Source organism: Marinococcus sp. LNSP9103-4, assembly GCF_056034345.1.
On sequence record NZ_JBQLIA010000001.1, the window covers coordinates 46,948 to 60,056 of the forward strand.

The 13,109-nt window shown below is 49.7% G+C and carries 18 protein-coding genes; 5 read left to right on the forward strand and 13 right to left on the reverse strand.

The genetic code is table 11. From position 1 onward, the window contains the following. Window positions 1–116: 116 nt before the first annotated feature. Window positions 117–380 (reverse strand): hypothetical protein, encoded by a 264-nt coding sequence (locus tag ACTRXG_RS00230; RefSeq protein WP_474263144.1) that lies wholly within the window; start codon window positions 378–380, stop codon window positions 117–119. A 560-nt stretch (window positions 381–940) separates the two neighbouring features. On the opposite strand from ACTRXG_RS00230, the gene ACTRXG_RS00235 reads away from it, so the two are divergent. Genes ACTRXG_RS00235 through ACTRXG_RS00245 form a run of 3 tightly spaced genes read left to right on the forward strand, consistent with a single transcriptional unit; the run spans window position 941 to window position 2,780 of the window. Next, window positions 941–1,633, forward strand: a complete 693-nt coding sequence (locus ACTRXG_RS00235; protein WP_474283434.1) for an aspartate/glutamate racemase family protein — start codon at window positions 941–943, stop codon at window positions 1,631–1,633. Between the two features lie 19 nt (window positions 1,634–1,652). Continuing rightward, window positions 1,653–1,949 (forward strand): hypothetical protein, encoded by a 297-nt coding sequence (locus tag ACTRXG_RS00240; RefSeq protein ID WP_474278308.1) that lies wholly within the window; start codon window positions 1,653–1,655, stop codon window positions 1,947–1,949. Window positions 1,950–1,955: 6 nt separating this feature from the next. Further along, the gene (locus tag ACTRXG_RS00245) at window positions 1,956–2,780 is read left to right on the forward strand and encodes an alpha/beta fold hydrolase (protein WP_474283436.1); all 825 of its coding nucleotides are present in this window, start codon (window positions 1,956–1,958) and stop codon (window positions 2,778–2,780) included. Window positions 2,781–2,825: 45 nt separating this feature from the next. On the opposite strand, the gene dgoD is transcribed toward ACTRXG_RS00245, so the two are convergent. The 4 genes from dgoD to ACTRXG_RS00265 all read right to left on the reverse strand — a co-directional run bounded on the left by dgoD (window position 2,826) and on the right by ACTRXG_RS00265 (window position 6,439). Then, a complete protein-coding gene (gene dgoD, locus ACTRXG_RS00250; protein WP_474283438.1) occupies window positions 2,826–3,974 on the reverse strand; it encodes a galactonate dehydratase in 1,149 nt (382 codons plus the stop codon). Then, window positions 3,971–4,918: a 2-dehydro-3-deoxygalactonokinase gene (locus ACTRXG_RS00255; RefSeq protein ID WP_474283440.1), complete on the reverse strand. Its 948-nt coding sequence runs from the start codon at window positions 4,916–4,918 to the stop codon at window positions 3,971–3,973. The genes dgoD and ACTRXG_RS00255 overlap by 4 nt, the downstream gene beginning before the upstream one ends. After that, on the reverse strand, window positions 4,915–5,553 hold the full coding sequence (locus ACTRXG_RS00260; RefSeq protein ID WP_474283442.1) for a bifunctional 4-hydroxy-2-oxoglutarate aldolase/2-dehydro-3-deoxy-phosphogluconate aldolase: 639 nt from the start codon (window positions 5,551–5,553) through the stop codon (window positions 4,915–4,917). The genes ACTRXG_RS00255 and ACTRXG_RS00260 overlap by 4 nt, the downstream gene beginning before the upstream one ends. A 127-nt stretch (window positions 5,554–5,680) precedes the next feature. Then, window positions 5,681–6,439: an IclR family transcriptional regulator gene (locus tag ACTRXG_RS00265; protein ID WP_474283444.1), complete on the reverse strand. Its 759-nt coding sequence runs from the start codon at window positions 6,437–6,439 to the stop codon at window positions 5,681–5,683. A 101-nt stretch (window positions 6,440–6,540) separates the two neighbouring features. Here ACTRXG_RS00265 and ACTRXG_RS00270 point away from each other — a divergent pair, with 101 nt between their 5' ends. After that, window positions 6,541–6,753, forward strand: a complete 213-nt coding sequence (locus ACTRXG_RS00270) for a hypothetical protein (RefSeq protein WP_474283446.1) — start codon at window positions 6,541–6,543, stop codon at window positions 6,751–6,753. Between the two features lie 141 nt (window positions 6,754–6,894). Here ACTRXG_RS00270 and ACTRXG_RS00275 read toward each other — a convergent pair whose 3' ends face one another. The 5 genes from ACTRXG_RS00275 to hag (ACTRXG_RS00295) all read right to left on the reverse strand — a co-directional run bounded on the left by ACTRXG_RS00275 (window position 6,895) and on the right by hag (ACTRXG_RS00295) (window position 9,976). Beyond that, entirely contained in the window at window positions 6,895–7,173 is a 279-nt protein-coding gene (locus ACTRXG_RS00275; RefSeq protein ID WP_474283448.1) for a DUF8108 domain-containing protein, read from the reverse strand. Window positions 7,174–7,394: 221 nt separating this feature from the next. Next, complete coding sequence (locus tag ACTRXG_RS00280) at window positions 7,395–7,748, reverse strand: flagellar protein FlaG (protein ID WP_474283450.1); 354 nt, start codon at window positions 7,746–7,748, stop codon at window positions 7,395–7,397. A gap of 29 nt (window positions 7,749–7,777) precedes the next feature. After that, on the reverse strand, window positions 7,778–7,978 hold the full coding sequence (locus ACTRXG_RS00285; RefSeq protein WP_474283765.1) for a putative motility protein: 201 nt from the start codon (window positions 7,976–7,978) through the stop codon (window positions 7,778–7,780). A 71-nt stretch (window positions 7,979–8,049) separates the two neighbouring features. Next, a complete protein-coding gene (gene hag / locus ACTRXG_RS00290; protein ID WP_474283452.1) occupies window positions 8,050–8,922 on the reverse strand; it encodes a flagellin Hag in 873 nt (290 codons plus the stop codon). Between the two features lie 187 nt (window positions 8,923–9,109). Beyond that, on the reverse strand, window positions 9,110–9,976 hold the full coding sequence (hag, locus tag ACTRXG_RS00295; protein WP_474283454.1) for a flagellin Hag: 867 nt from the start codon (window positions 9,974–9,976) through the stop codon (window positions 9,110–9,112). Window positions 9,977–10,244: 268 nt separating this feature from the next. Between hag (ACTRXG_RS00295) and ACTRXG_RS00300 the strand changes: the two genes are divergently transcribed. After that, window positions 10,245–10,712 carry a competence protein ComK gene (locus ACTRXG_RS00300; RefSeq protein WP_474283456.1) on the forward strand — a complete coding sequence of 156 codons (468 nt, stop codon included), beginning with the start codon at window positions 10,245–10,247 and terminating at the stop codon, window positions 10,710–10,712. 577 nt (window positions 10,713–11,289) lie between these two features. Here ACTRXG_RS00300 and ACTRXG_RS00305 read toward each other — a convergent pair. The 3 genes from ACTRXG_RS00305 to fliW all read right to left on the reverse strand — a co-directional run bounded on the left by ACTRXG_RS00305 (window position 11,290) and on the right by fliW (window position 13,018). Continuing rightward, window positions 11,290–11,994, reverse strand: a complete 705-nt coding sequence (locus tag ACTRXG_RS00305; protein ID WP_474283458.1) for a response regulator transcription factor — start codon at window positions 11,992–11,994, stop codon at window positions 11,290–11,292. A gap of 350 nt (window positions 11,995–12,344) precedes the next feature. Then, on the reverse strand, window positions 12,345–12,572 hold the full coding sequence (gene csrA / locus ACTRXG_RS00310) for a carbon storage regulator CsrA (RefSeq protein WP_022793397.1): 228 nt from the start codon (window positions 12,570–12,572) through the stop codon (window positions 12,345–12,347). After that, window positions 12,566–13,018 (reverse strand): flagellar assembly protein FliW, encoded by a 453-nt coding sequence (gene fliW, locus ACTRXG_RS00315; protein ID WP_474283460.1) that lies wholly within the window; start codon window positions 13,016–13,018, stop codon window positions 12,566–12,568. Before fliW ends, csrA begins: the two co-directional genes overlap by 7 nt. Between the last annotated feature and the right edge of the window lie 91 nt (window positions 13,019–13,109).

Below are 13,109 nucleotides of genomic sequence, written 5' to 3' on the forward strand. Positions count from 1 at the left end.
AACCGAACATAGCACCAGTACCACTGTTTGTCTATCCTCATGCTTAAATGAGAGGCTGCCCGGTTCCCCCGGACCCTGCCACTTCATTTGTCTCGCTGAAGGCACGGTACGCTTGTTTACCTGTTTTCATCTCTGCTTTCTGTTACGGCGGACGATTCGCGCAGAAATCTTTCAAACAGCGAGAGGTTCGACATAATAGTGACAATCCATTCATTTGCCTGAAACTCTTTTACACCTTCGTACAATTCCTCTTCATTACTGCATTCTACGATCGTGTATCCTTTCTGCTTCCATCCGTCTATGTTCATGTCCTCACGCCGGCCGGCAATTACTTCGCGTTCTTTTGAGCTGTAGCAGTATATAAACGAAGGAGCAGTCATTGTTTCAGCCTCTTTTCTATAAAATTTGGTCCGGCAGATAAAAAGCCAGCACTAAGAAGCCTTCTTAGTACTGGCTGCGAAGAAAAGCGTTCTTCTTTTCAACTACTGCCGGTGTATTATATTGTATGCTGGCAATCGGACTGGTCGGTCTTTAATACATATGAATATAAAAACCACAGAGATGTATTGATCCCTGCAGCTTATCTGTCAGCGCTAATGTCTGAAGATTCCCGCCCACTCTGTCTTAAGAAGTATTTCTAATTATTCAAAGCTCGGGTCGCAGAAATACAGACACAGGCTTTTCAGGCTCTCGTTTATCGTATATGATCATTCGTATAAGCCAAAATATCGCTTCATCTGCATGCAGCGCATTGAATGGCGCTTTTGTCCATAATGCTGACCGCCTTGAGCTAAAATCCAGTTTCCATTTTTATACTAAAGCTATTTACTGATACCTTAATCATAACATAGTTTGTATAGCGCGCAAATTAAGCGTAAAAAAATGATAATATTAAGCACGTAACGGCAGAAAAAACACCGTTGGAAAAGGAGTGAAGGCTATGCAAACTATCGGGCTGCTCGGAGGCATGAGCTGGGAGTCCTCCGCCCTGTACTATCAGCTGGTTAATGAGGAGGTAAACCGCCGGCTCGGCCGCCTGCATTCGGCCCGGTGTCTCCTGTACAGCGTCGACTTTGAAGAGATTGAACAAATGCAGGCCGCGGGGAGCTGGAAAGCTGCCGGAGAACAACTTGGGAAAGCGGCCGAAGCTCTTGAACGGGGCGGCGCCGACTTTATCGTTCTCTGTACCAATACGATGCACAAAGTCATCGAAATAATCGAATCGTACATACATGTGCCGGTCCTGCACATTGCTGAAGCAGCCGCTCGTGATATCCGGCGGCAGAACCTCACCCGCATTGGGCTGCTCGGCACCAGATATACGATGGAGGAAACGTTTTACACGGGCGGCCTTCAGGCAGCAGGGCTCGGGGTCACGGTCCCCGGTATCGATGCACGCGCAGAAATCAACCGCATTATTTTTGACGAGCTCTGCCACGGTATCATCCGCCCAGTATCCAAAAGCTATATGCTCGAGGTAATGACGCAGCTGCGGGAGAACGGGGCAGAGGGTATCGTTTTAGGCTGCACGGAGCTCGGCATGCTGATCACTTCGGAGGATACGGAACTGCCGGTGATCGATACGACCCGCGTCCACGCCCTCGAAGCGGTGAACAAGGCACTCGACAACTAAACGCTATGGAGGAATGATCATGGAATGGTTTCAGCATTACGGCGTAATGGGCGCAGTCTTTTTAACCGCTGCGCTTCTAGTTGTATTCAGCCGGCTGCTCGCCCGTAACCGACGGCGCCCAAAACTTGTCGTGACTATTTTTTGTGTGCTTCTTCTGCTGGCTGCTGCCGTTGCAGCTGCCTACGGCTGGTGGGAAGCTTCAAACCCCATCACGGCTCTCAGCTTCGTGTTTCTCGCTGCCATGGTATGGCTCGGTGCCGGCACTGGTATATGTCTCCTTGGCATCCAAAAAGCATTAAAAACTTCAAAGGGGTGAGTTTTCATGCAGCACTGGAGCTTAACAAAAGAAACCCACACCGCGTATGGAAATATCCGTTACGACGTGCAGGGGAGCGGCCCGCCGCTCGTGCTCGTCCACGGCACGCCGTGGTCGTCGTTCAACTGGCGCCACCTGATCCCTGCCCTCGAGCGCTCATACACCGTCTACTACTATGACCTGCTTGGATACGGGCAGTCGGAAAAGCGTGACGGGCAGGACGTTTCGCTCGGCGTGCAGAACCAGATCCTGGACGAGCTGCTGAACGCCTGGGGCCTTGATGACCCTATTATTATCGGCCATGACTTTGGCGGCACGACCGTGCTCCGTACTCATCTGTTAAACGAACGCCCGTTTCAAAAAATAATTCTGATCGACCCCGTCGCCGTGGCACCATGGGGCTCTTCGTTTTTTACCCACGTGGCGAGTCATATGGAAGCCTTTCAGGGCATTCCGGCCTTCATTCACGAAGCGATGACTGAAGCCTATGTGCAGGGCGCTGCCTATAAACCGATGCCGGCGGAAACGCTCGCGGGCATTAAAGCACCGTGGCTCGGTGCTGACGGCCAGCACGCCTTTTACCGGCAGATGGCGCAGGCTGACCAAAAATACACTGACGAGATTGAATTCCTATACGGTGATGTTTCTGCTCCTGCCTTGATTGTGTGGGGCGAAAACGATGCCTGGATTCCGGTGGACCGCGCCCATACGCTGCATGCTGCCATACCGGGCTCCCGCCTGGAACTCATTCCGGGCGCCGGTCATCTCGTGCAGGAGGACACACCGGCGCACCTGCTCGCATGTATCACCGACTTTCTGCGCGAGGAATAAAAAGATCCAGCATACTCTCCCGTGAGAGCGTGCTGGATCCTTTGTTTACCACTCGGCAATCGTGCCGTCTTTATGCCTCCACACCGGATTTTTCCAGTTGTGGCTTTCCTTCGCGCGCTCGCGCACGTAGTCTTCGTTGATCGTGATGCCAAGACCCGGTCCCTGCGGCATTTTCACCGCGCCGTCCTCATAGGCAAACACGCTCTTGTCTTCAATGTAATCAAGCAGGTCGTTGCTCTGGTTGTAGTGAATGCCGAGGCTCTGCTCCTGAATGAACGCATTGTGGCTCGTCGCGTCCACCTGCAGGCAGGCCGCAAGCGCAATCGGGCCGAGCGGACAGTGCGGCGCAAGCGCCACGTCGTAGGCTTCTGCCATAGTAGCGATTTTTTTGCCTTCGGTGATTCCGCCGGCGTGCGACAGATCGGGCTGGATAATATCGACCCATCCGTTCGCCAGGATATTTTTGAAATCCCAGCGCGAATACATGCGTTCGCCGGTCGCAATCGGAATGTGCGTATGCTGGCGCAGTTCCTGCAGGGCCTCCATGTTTTCGGTCAGTACCGGCTCTTCGATAAACATCGGATGGTACGGCTCAAGCTCCTTGGCGATCACCTTCGCCATCGGCCGGTGCACGCGCCCGTGGAAGTCTATGCCGATGCCGACGCCCGTGCCGACCGCTTCCCGCACAGCCGCCACCCGGGCAACCGCTTCTTCAACCTTATCGAATGTATCAATGTACTGCATTTCCTCCGTGCCGTTCATTTTAATTGCCCGGAAGCCGGAATCCACGGTTTCCTTCGCTGCAGCACCGACATCACTCGGACGGTCGCCGCCGATCCAGGAATAGATGTTAATGTTATCACGGCAGGCACCGCCCATCAGGTCGTAAATTGGGGCGTTGTAGAACTTGCCCTTAATGTCCCAGAGCGCCTGGTCGATGCCGGCAAGCGCGCTCATATGAATCGGTCCCCCGCGGTAGAAGCCGGAGCGGTACAGCTTGTTCCAGTGGTCTTCGATCCGCATCGGGTCCTCCCCGATCATGTATTCCATCAGTTCATCAACGGCCGCTTTGACCGAAGCTGCCCTTCCTTCCACAATCGGCTCGCCCCAGCCTTCAAGGCCATCATCAGTCGTAATTTTTAGAAACAGCCACCGTGGCGGCACCTGAAATAGTTCGTAGGATCGGATTTTCATCGGGATTCCCCTTTCGTCTGTTCGATATTTGCCAGCTGCAGAGCTCCCTGCAGTGACGCTTTTTCAAGATCGTGCTTCGTAAAGACGTGGACCGGACGTTTCTGTTTCTGCTCGAGCACGTGCCGGTACGCCTCCTGCATCGCTCCGTGACCGCCGAGATATATCCATCCGGCACCGTCAGCGGCGTGCTCGAATGCTTTCATATCCTCGTACAATACGGCGCCGAGCAGCAGGTTCGCCCGTGCGTTTTCGGTGTAGTCAGCAAACAGGTGACGCAGACGCACGTAGTACGCCGCCCGTGTGAACCCTTCCGTTTCTGCCAGATCCCACCCCTCCATCAGCACCTCCGGCTCGAGCGATTCCACGAGCTTCGGACCGACCGAATCGGATAAAATTGTAGATGTCCGCAGTGCCGAGAGCGTTTCTCCGGCCAGGGTGGACGTGCAGCTGAGCAGCCGTGAGCCGTCTTCGACGCAGATGTATTTGGTATGAGAGCCCGGCAGAATGATCAGGCCGCTGCCTTCAGCCGGCGTATGGCGCAGCATGCCGAATGCTTCAACCTCTTCGCCCCGCATCACATCCACCGGCTCTTCGCCGTTTTTCATACCGGTGATCCAGTGCCAGCGCCGCGCATAGTAGCGCTCGTGCACCGTCCGTTCGGCGAGCTCCTCCATTGTGAGCGGCGACGGGGCGTGGGGCACTTCGCGCATCCCGATGTTCGCCGTCAGCATGCCGTAGCCGATCACGTCCCGGAACGTAAACTGCGAAGCCAGCGTGTCGAGCTCGTTATCGATTAGCCGCTCCAGAAGCGAAAAATCCTGCTCCATTGCCTGGTTGCGCACGCCTTGATCGAGCGATATGCGCTTTTTAACCTCAAGCGTTTCGGTATCCACGACCCGAAGGCGCGTGTTGGTCGTGCCACCGTCGATTACAATCACATTCATTGGCTTCCGCCTCCCTCCCGGAGAATGCCGCGGGCTTTTTCCATATTATGGGTCAGCTGCTTCATGTCCCCGCGCTCAATCGCTTTCGGGTCCACCACCTGGCTGCCAAGACCGACCGCGTGCCAGCCTTGCTGCAGGTACTCCTGCATGTTATCAAGCGACACACCGCCGACTGCCATCGCACGTACGTGCGGGAGTGGCCCGTGCACATCCTTCAAATAGGAGGCCCCGAACGCGCGTATTGGGAAAACCTTCACCATTTCCGCGCCGGCTTCGGTTGCCTGCAGAATTTCAGTCGGCGTGAGCACACCCGGAATGACCGGAACGCCGTAGCGGCTGCCTGTTTCAATTGTTTTAACGTCGAGCGTCGGCGCAAGTAGAAATTCCGCGCCAGATAAAATCGCCGTGCGCGCGGATTCCGCATCGAGCACCGTCCCGGCACCGACATGCAGATCGCTGTGGGTCGCTTTTGCCCATTCAATCGCCGCAAGCGCTCCCGGCGTGTTCATCGTCACCTCGAGTACGCGGGCCCCGCCCGCATATAACGATTCAATTACCTGCTGCAGCTGCGTTTTATCACTGCTGCGGATGATCGGCACTATTTTCTCCTGTTCAATCGTCTGAATAATACTCATAGCCGTTCGGCCTCCTTTTGTTCCTTATTAAGGAACAATGTTCCGTATTATGATTAAAAAGAAAGTTTCTTACGGAAATTACTGCTTACAGTGTAGCAGAGCGCGCAGCAGATTGAAAGCGTTCTTTTTAATGGCCGAGCTCCCGTGATATGGCTGCCGCCGCCCGCTGCACCTGCTGTACGGTTGTTTCCCAGTCGATTGTTTCTGCATTCATATGCGGCATCGTTACACTCACCGCCGCCACCGCCCGCCGGTGGAAATCAAAGATCGGAGCCGCCACACAGGTAACGCCGAGCTCGTGCTCCTCCCGGTCATAGGATATACCCTCTTCCGCGATTTGTTTCAGCTCGACCGTCATCGCTTCTTTAGACGTAATGGTGTGCGGGGTGTGGCGTATCATCTCCTGCGCGTCCACCAGCTTTTCCTGCACGTGCGGAGGCTGAAACGCAAGCAGCGCTTTGCCGACGCCGGTGCAGTAGAGCGGCGCTTTACGGCCCACGCGGGAAAACAGGCGCAGCCGCGCGTACGTTTCCACTTTATCAATGTAAACGACCTGGGCGCCTTCGAGCTGCACGAGGTGCACTGTGCTCGCCGTGGCCTGGGCCAGATCGTGGAGGACGGCCGAAGCGGCTTTTCGCACGTCGATCGATTCCGCCACCCGTTCGCCCATTTCCATGAAGGCGAACCCGAGCGTATACACGTCGCGCCCGCGTCCCTGCTTCACGTAGCCCTTCTGCAGAAGCGACGCCAATAACCGGTGCACGGTGCTTTTGGCCACATCGAGGCGGTTCGCAATCTCTGTCACGCCCAAACCCTCCGTAGCTTCTGCGAGCAGATCAATAATGCGGAGGGCGCGGTCGACGGACTGGACTCCGTTTGTGTTCATGCAGTCTTCCTCCTTTCGGTACTGCAATCATCGTAGCACATTTTCCCGGTATGTTAGTATAAAACTACACGGTAAATGGAAAAGTAAGGAAGGAGAATTGTATGTATTCCCGCATGTTTGTGGATGAGCACTGGAATTTGATCTCGAGTATTCTTGGCAACTTTGCTATGATGTTTGCGATGCTGATCGGCATCGACGGTCTATCTGCAGGAGAGCCTCCGAGTATGGTCAGCAAGGTAAGTGTGGCGGCTATTGCCCTACTTCTCTGTGTTAATACCGTCCGGAAGTTCCGGAAGTATCGGGAGGAAGAATGAAAAAAGCGCTTATCCCAATGGGTAGGCGCAGGGAAAATCGTATATCATTTTATCAGCGGAAAATTTTATTATTAATTATTTGTTAATTCTAAAGAATCCCAACGTCTTTCTTTAAAAGCGTAAAAATTTATTATTCAGTTTCTACGCTTCTTTATCTAACACTTCTAATTTAAGAAGAACCTTTTCTCCGCTGTATCGCTTGTAGATTGCATAAACTAAATTCCCTATTCCAAACGACCACCAAACAGTTAATAAACCAACAATAAGGTGGCCACCCAGAGAACCCCAGCCTCCGTGCTGGCGCATTCTTATTGTAGATTCCCCACGAGAAATTACTTCATACCCCATTGTGACAAAATCATCAGTTACGCTTTCCATTTCACGCATTGAACCAACTCTTCGAATCCTGTCTAAAGCCATGGGTTTTTCCTCCTTTAAAATGTTTTCAACACAAAAACATAAATGAAAAAAGAAAAATTGTTAAATTAGTCCTAATTAAATAATATAATGGATTACATAAAATTACAATCTAAAATAACATTTTATATCATGATTTATAGCATAGTTTTTTTGATATTTCTGTAATAAAACTAATTATTATTTCATAAAAAACGCCTTCCCTTTAGGAAGACGCTTTTCATTCATCCTTTTTCGTTTACCAGCAGCCCGGCCTGACGAAGGATTGAAGCGTTAAAATCAAGAAGCGATTCGGGCGGGATTTCCCGCACAACCTCCTCTGTTTCGCGGTCGATCACCTGCACGTACACGCGGTCGGTGTCTTCGTGCACGTTGAACTTCAACCGTGTTAAATGTGGATCAAGCATCGCACTCAACGTTTCGACTGATTTTTCCACTTCCTTCTTTGTCACGTGGAGCGCAGAATTGGTTTCTGCTGCCACCAATTCGTTCGGCGTTACTTTCGAAGCATCCATAACGCCTGCCTCCCGCTTTGGCGAAGCTCCTTCGCCCCCGGCTGATCGAATAGAAACATCCATCTCCCGCCTACCTCCTCCTGGGATGATCCCTATCCCTTTACGTCGATCGACTGGCCTTTGCCCGAAACGACGCTCTGCATCGTCCCGGCCTTGTTGCCGCCAGCCATGTCATCGAGCAGCTCGGTGCTCTGCTTCGACGCTGTCTCCATCGACTGGCGCATGAGCGATATGTTCGCCTGCTCCTGCGCCTGCAGTTGACTACTTATGATTGAAACACTGCCGACATCGATACCATCACCTCCTTTCTATGAAGAAATATAAAAAGAGACTCCGGCAAAACCGGAGCCTCAGGGTGTATTTATTACTGAAGTAGTTGAAGCACTTGCTGTGGCTGTTGGTTTGCTTGAGCGAGCATTGACTGGGAAGCTTGGGAAAGAATATTATTTTTCGTGTTATCCATCATTTCTTTCGCCATATCTACATCACGAATACGCGATTCAGCTGACTGTAAGTTTTCAGCCGACGTGCCAAGATTATTAATAGTATGCTCTAAACGATTTTGGTTCGCACCTAGCTTGGATCTTTCACTTGAAACCTGCTCAATAGCATCATTTATTATAGTAATGGCCGCATCAGCATCTTCTTGAGAAGTCAACGCTCCGTCAACAGCTCCGTCCCCACTCCTCAAACTGTTAATTGTGTCCGTCTCATCTGTACCAATAGATTCTGAATCCATAGCATTGATTTCTAATGTCATTGCTTGACCTTCATTGGCACCGATTTGAAATTCGAATGAAGCAGGATCTCCATCCGTTTCTCCGCCACCTAGTAAACTTTGGGTGTTAAATTCAGTATCTCCAGCAATTCGGTCTACTTCATCAACTAGCTCATCAAACTCTTTTTGCAATTCTTCACGATCTGTTTCTGTATTTGTATCATTTGAAGATTGAACAGAAAGCTCTCGCATTCTTTGCAAAATACTGTGTGTTTCATTCAAAGCACCTTCAGCTGTCTGAATCATAGAAACACCATCTTGAGCATTGCGATCTGCTTGCTCAAGTCCACGAATTTGCCCACGCATTTTTTCACTGATCGCGAGCCCTGCTGCATCGTCACCAGCACGGTTGATTCTCATTCCCGAAGACAGTTTCTCCATCGAGTTCCCTTGAGCTTCTTGGTTAGCTCCCATTTGGCGGTGCGCATTCATAGCACCGATGTTGTTGTTAATAATCATGTTTTTTCCTCCTTGAATTTAAAATCTATCCACGTCCTTGTGAATGCAAAAGACCTTTTGGCTTTTACATACTTAATATCGGTAACTAAAATCATATGTTTAACAAGAATTATAATTTTTCATTCACAAAAGCCCCTTATCATTAATAGATAAGAGGCTAGATGAACAATGATAGATATTTTATACTTTATTGTAAGAGTTGCAGTACAGATTGTGGCTGTTGATTCGCTTGTGCCAGCATAGACTGCGAAGCTTGGGAAAGAATGTTATTTTTCGTCATGTTCATCATTTCTTTCGCCATGTCTACATCACGAATACGAGACTCAGCAGACTGTAAGTTTTCTGCAGAAGTACCAAGATTATTAATAGTATGATCTAAACGGTTTTGGTAAGCTCCCAATTTCGAACGTTCTGCAGAGACCTGTTCAATCGCATCGTTAATAACTGTAATAGCGTCGTCGGAAGACCCCTGGTCCGCAAACCCAGTGTCTTTCAACGAACTTACACTTGCTGTTATAGCACCGGCATCTGAAGTACCAATAGAATCTGCGCCCATTGCATTAATTTCCAAAGTTATATTCTGTTCAGAGTTAGCCCCAATATGAAAGTTGAAACTTGTGCTAGTTTCAGCGCTTCCATCGCCCTCTAACAATTTTTGTGTATTAAATTCTGTATTGCCAGAGATGCGGTCAATTTCATCAATCAACTCATTCATTTCTTTTTGAAGTTCGCCTCGATCGCTCTCAGTATTTGTGTCGTTAGATGACTGAACAGCAAGTTCCCGCATACGCTGTAGAATACTGTGAGTTTCGTTTAAGGCCCCTTCAGCCGTTTGAATGAGTGATACACCATCTTGTGCATTACGGTTTGCCTGTTCCAAACCCCGAATCTGGCCACGCATTTTTTCACTGATCGCAAGACCCGCTGCGTCATCTCCAGCACGATTAATCCGGAGACCAGAAGAGAGCTTTTCCATAGAATTACTCATATCGCTTTGATTAGCTCCTAATTGACGATGGGCATTCATTGCACCTAAGTTATGATTAATGATCATTTTATTTCCTCCATGAAATAATGTATTTTACATCCTTGTAAAACAGCGCGATCATGTTAATCATGTAAGAGGCCTCTTCTTTCATAAACTTTCTCGCTAAACATAGTATCGTCTAGTCAAAAGAAAGTTTTAGCTTTTTCTATAAATTTCTCTAAAATATTCTTTTAGTTATATTATGCAAAAAGTACTAGTTATTTTCACATAGCATTCGTATACTTATTTACAGACAGAATAGTTGTGGAATACATTTAATCAGAGGTGCTAAACTATGCAGAAAACAATGGTGTTAGACGAGTACGAAGTAAATGAAAACACGATGGCGATTGTGCCAAATTTTGAAGGAGATGCGAAAAGTATTATATGGGAGAAGGACGGGGCTCGTATTCCGGCTTCGTGTACGCCGACGGCTATTATTAAACGAGGGTGTCTGCGGGGAGGATCTTCTTTTGAAGGACGGAGCGAAGCGGTGAAGCATTACTTACATATCCGCAAGAAGCTGCCGGTGCCCGTGAATCCATCGGAAGGCATTTATGCGTTTCCGATTTCATCGCTGCGCGATCCGGAAAACATCTGGATTTTTTATAACCATGTGCAGCCCGGTCAGTTTGTTACTTCCGATGACGGTACATTGATTCAGTTTACCGACGGTACATCGCTTCCGACAAAAGCGAGTACTTTTATGATCCAGCAGCAGTTGTTCCGTACCGGCCACTGCCAGAGCATGTTTACCGCTTAAAAAGCAAAAAAACAGAGCAAGGAGTATAGGGGCTCCCGCTCTGTTGATGTTTGCTTGGTTAGAAAAGTATAATGCCTAAAAAGTTCAGCGACGTTGCTGTCTAGCTATGAGCCTAAGAAGTAGTTTCAAGGCTGCGTCAGCATGTTCGCCAATAATACTAAAAGTCATGCCGTGCTGAAATATAGAGCACGGCATTTTTTGGTGCGTGAATTCCGCCGCTTGAACCCTCGGGTTATTTAACATAGACTCAAGCGGCAGATTCGCGCTGTCAAGCTACGCCACCCAGCCGTCCAGTCCATTGGCTATACCCTGGCTTCACCGTCTGTCGACGCTTCCAGCCAGGTTTACACCAGCCGTCTGGGGCCTGCGAAGCAGGTCAGTTCGATGGTGTCACGTAAGTGACGTCTTTCATCGAACTTCCTTACATTAAGGGGGGTTCCACTTTTCATGATGTCTAGCTTTGGTCCGCAGTCGCTCGTTCCGTTGACCCTGCCCTGCTTTCCTTGTTTGACAACAAGTCCAGGCAGGGCGTGGTCAGCCGTACGAGACTCCTAAGCGGCGGCCCTCCGCTTTTCTATCACGTAATAAACTCGACCCAGTTTTCTTCGATCGCGCGCTTAATGGTGTGCGTGCGGTCGTTGGCCTGCATTTTTTTCGTCAGGTGACTGACGTGGTTGTTCACGGTGGCGACGGCCAGAAAGCATTCCTCGGCAATTTTGCGGTTGCTTTTGCCTTCGAGGATTTTTTCCAAAATCCGGATTTCTGCTTCGGACAGCGTGCCGCGTGCTTTATGCACGTCGAGTTCGAGCTGCTGTTCGGGGGGTTCTTCCTGAAGCTGGTTCATGCGGCGGTACCGTTCAACGACCTGCGGCTGAAACACCGGGTCGATGTACGTCTGAAACTGCGTGGCGCGCATAAAATGCTTGCGCCAGTCGTCTTCGTCGCGCTCGGCGGCAAGAAGCATCGTCACGTCCTGGCAGATGAATTCATCCACCAGGTGTCTGAGCCGCTCCGGCAGGTTCACACCAATCCTGCACGCGGACCCGACCCGTTTCGCTTCCTGCAGACGCACAAACGCATCCAAATCACTGCACGCTGTGTAATAAAGCGTGTCCTTCTGCAGACCTCGCTGCATGAGCGTGGTCCACTCTTCCCCATTCGTGCGCACAGCCAGCTTCCCCATTGATTCTGCTGCCTGCGGCAATACTTCTGATCCCTGCAGGTCGATAAATAAAATCGGTACCCTGCTTCCCGGGATGTTGCGACTGTAAGTCCTGGCCATTATGTATTCCTCCTGAGACCTCACCGAAAGTGATGTTTTTTTTGTTGAACACACTTTCCCCAAGCATGCCCTCTGCGTTTTTGTCTGTTGATTTCTCTCTGTAAACTGCAGCAGGACAACCAATCCCCTGAACTCGAACGACCGTATACAAATTCTACCTTTTTTTCACAGGTCCCGACAAGAAGCCCTATGACCCTAGGCATTTTCCACTTATCGTAAATTAATTATATCATAAATATGAATAAAGAACTATAATTTTTCCTTAATGTTCATTTTTTAGATACATTTCCATATTTTTTAGTATTTTTATTAGTTCGTAAGTTGTATGTAATGAATGAATAGCCATTTAATTATTTTTTGATATTTTCCGATAATTTCTGCAAAAGCGTAATATCGCCCGCAAGTGACTGCCGGTTTTCCTGCTGAATAGAAACGTATACTTCCTGGCGGTGTATATCAATATGCTCCGGGGCATCGATACCCAGCTTCACCTGGTCTCCTTCTATTCCGAGTACAGTGATCGCTATATCATCCCCGACACGAATTGATTCTTTTTTCTTTCGTGTGAGTACTAACATGATCCTGTGCCTTCTTTCTGCATCCGCTGAAACAGCAGATGCTTCGTCTCGTACGGCGACTGTGCCATCGGCCACTGCTTGCCGAGCTTCTGTTCGACGTTAATAATCAGCGGTGCCTGCAGATTCGCCGTACTTTCTTCGAGTGTGTTTGCAAGCGTCAGTGTGACATAGACAAGTACCTGCTCCGGGTTTTCGATATGCAGCTGTTCCGTGACTGCGTCCGGTACTTCAAGCTCATAGTCCGGGAAAAACACGAACGGGTCGGCGGTAATAAACGCAATGTGCGCGTGTTGCACGGACTGCATAATAAACAGGCTGCCGCTGTCGTCGAACGGAAGAAAAACAAAGTCCCGTTCGTCTTCAAACGCCGGAATACCCTGCGGAAAACGGGTAATATCCTCTTCTTCAATTGTGACAGCACCTAAATGCTTCGTTTCGATTTCCACTCCTCTGCCTCCTTGTAAATTGAATGCCTACGCGAAACAGATGACAGTCACAAAGACCAGTATACTGAATCGCTCTTCATAATAAAACAGA

Coding starts and splice junctions, on each gene's coding strand:
- ACTRXG_RS00240 (WP_474278308.1), top strand. CDS start 1,653: ATGGAATGGTTTCAGCATTACGGCGTAATGGGCGCAGTCTTTTTAACC.
- ACTRXG_RS00260 (WP_474283442.1), bottom strand. CDS start 5,553: ATGAGTATTATTCAGACGATTGAACAGGAGAAAATAGTGCCGATCATC.
- csrA (WP_022793397.1), bottom strand. CDS start 12,572: ATGTTAGTACTCACACGAAAGAAAAAAGAATCAATTCGTGTCGGGGAT.
- ACTRXG_RS00270 (WP_474283446.1), top strand. CDS start 6,541: ATGTATTCCCGCATGTTTGTGGATGAGCACTGGAATTTGATCTCGAGT.
- ACTRXG_RS00235 (WP_474283434.1), top strand. CDS start 941: ATGCAAACTATCGGGCTGCTCGGAGGCATGAGCTGGGAGTCCTCCGCC.
- ACTRXG_RS00245 (WP_474283436.1), top strand. CDS start 1,956: ATGCAGCACTGGAGCTTAACAAAAGAAACCCACACCGCGTATGGAAAT.
- ACTRXG_RS00275 (WP_474283448.1), bottom strand. CDS start 7,173: ATGGCTTTAGACAGGATTCGAAGAGTTGGTTCAATGCGTGAAATGGAA.
- ACTRXG_RS00265 (WP_474283444.1), bottom strand. CDS start 6,439: ATGAACACAAACGGAGTCCAGTCCGTCGACCGCGCCCTCCGCATTATT.
- ACTRXG_RS00280 (WP_474283450.1), bottom strand. CDS start 7,748: ATGGATGTTTCTATTCGATCAGCCGGGGGCGAAGGAGCTTCGCCAAAG.
- ACTRXG_RS00230 (WP_474263144.1), bottom strand. CDS start 380: ATGACTGCTCCTTCGTTTATATACTGCTACAGCTCAAAAGAACGCGAA.
- ACTRXG_RS00300 (WP_474283456.1), top strand. CDS start 10,245: ATGCAGAAAACAATGGTGTTAGACGAGTACGAAGTAAATGAAAACACG.
- ACTRXG_RS00305 (WP_474283458.1), bottom strand. CDS start 11,994: ATGGCCAGGACTTACAGTCGCAACATCCCGGGAAGCAGGGTACCGATT.
- ACTRXG_RS00255 (WP_474283440.1), bottom strand. CDS start 4,918: ATGAATGTGATTGTAATCGACGGTGGCACGACCAACACGCGCCTTCGG.
- hag (WP_474283452.1), bottom strand. CDS start 8,922: ATGATTATTAACAACAACATCGGTGCTATGAATGCGCACCGCCAAATG.
- dgoD (WP_474283438.1), bottom strand. CDS start 3,974: ATGAAAATCCGATCCTACGAACTATTTCAGGTGCCGCCACGGTGGCTG.
- hag (WP_474283454.1), bottom strand. CDS start 9,976: ATGATCATTAATCATAACTTAGGTGCAATGAATGCCCATCGTCAATTA.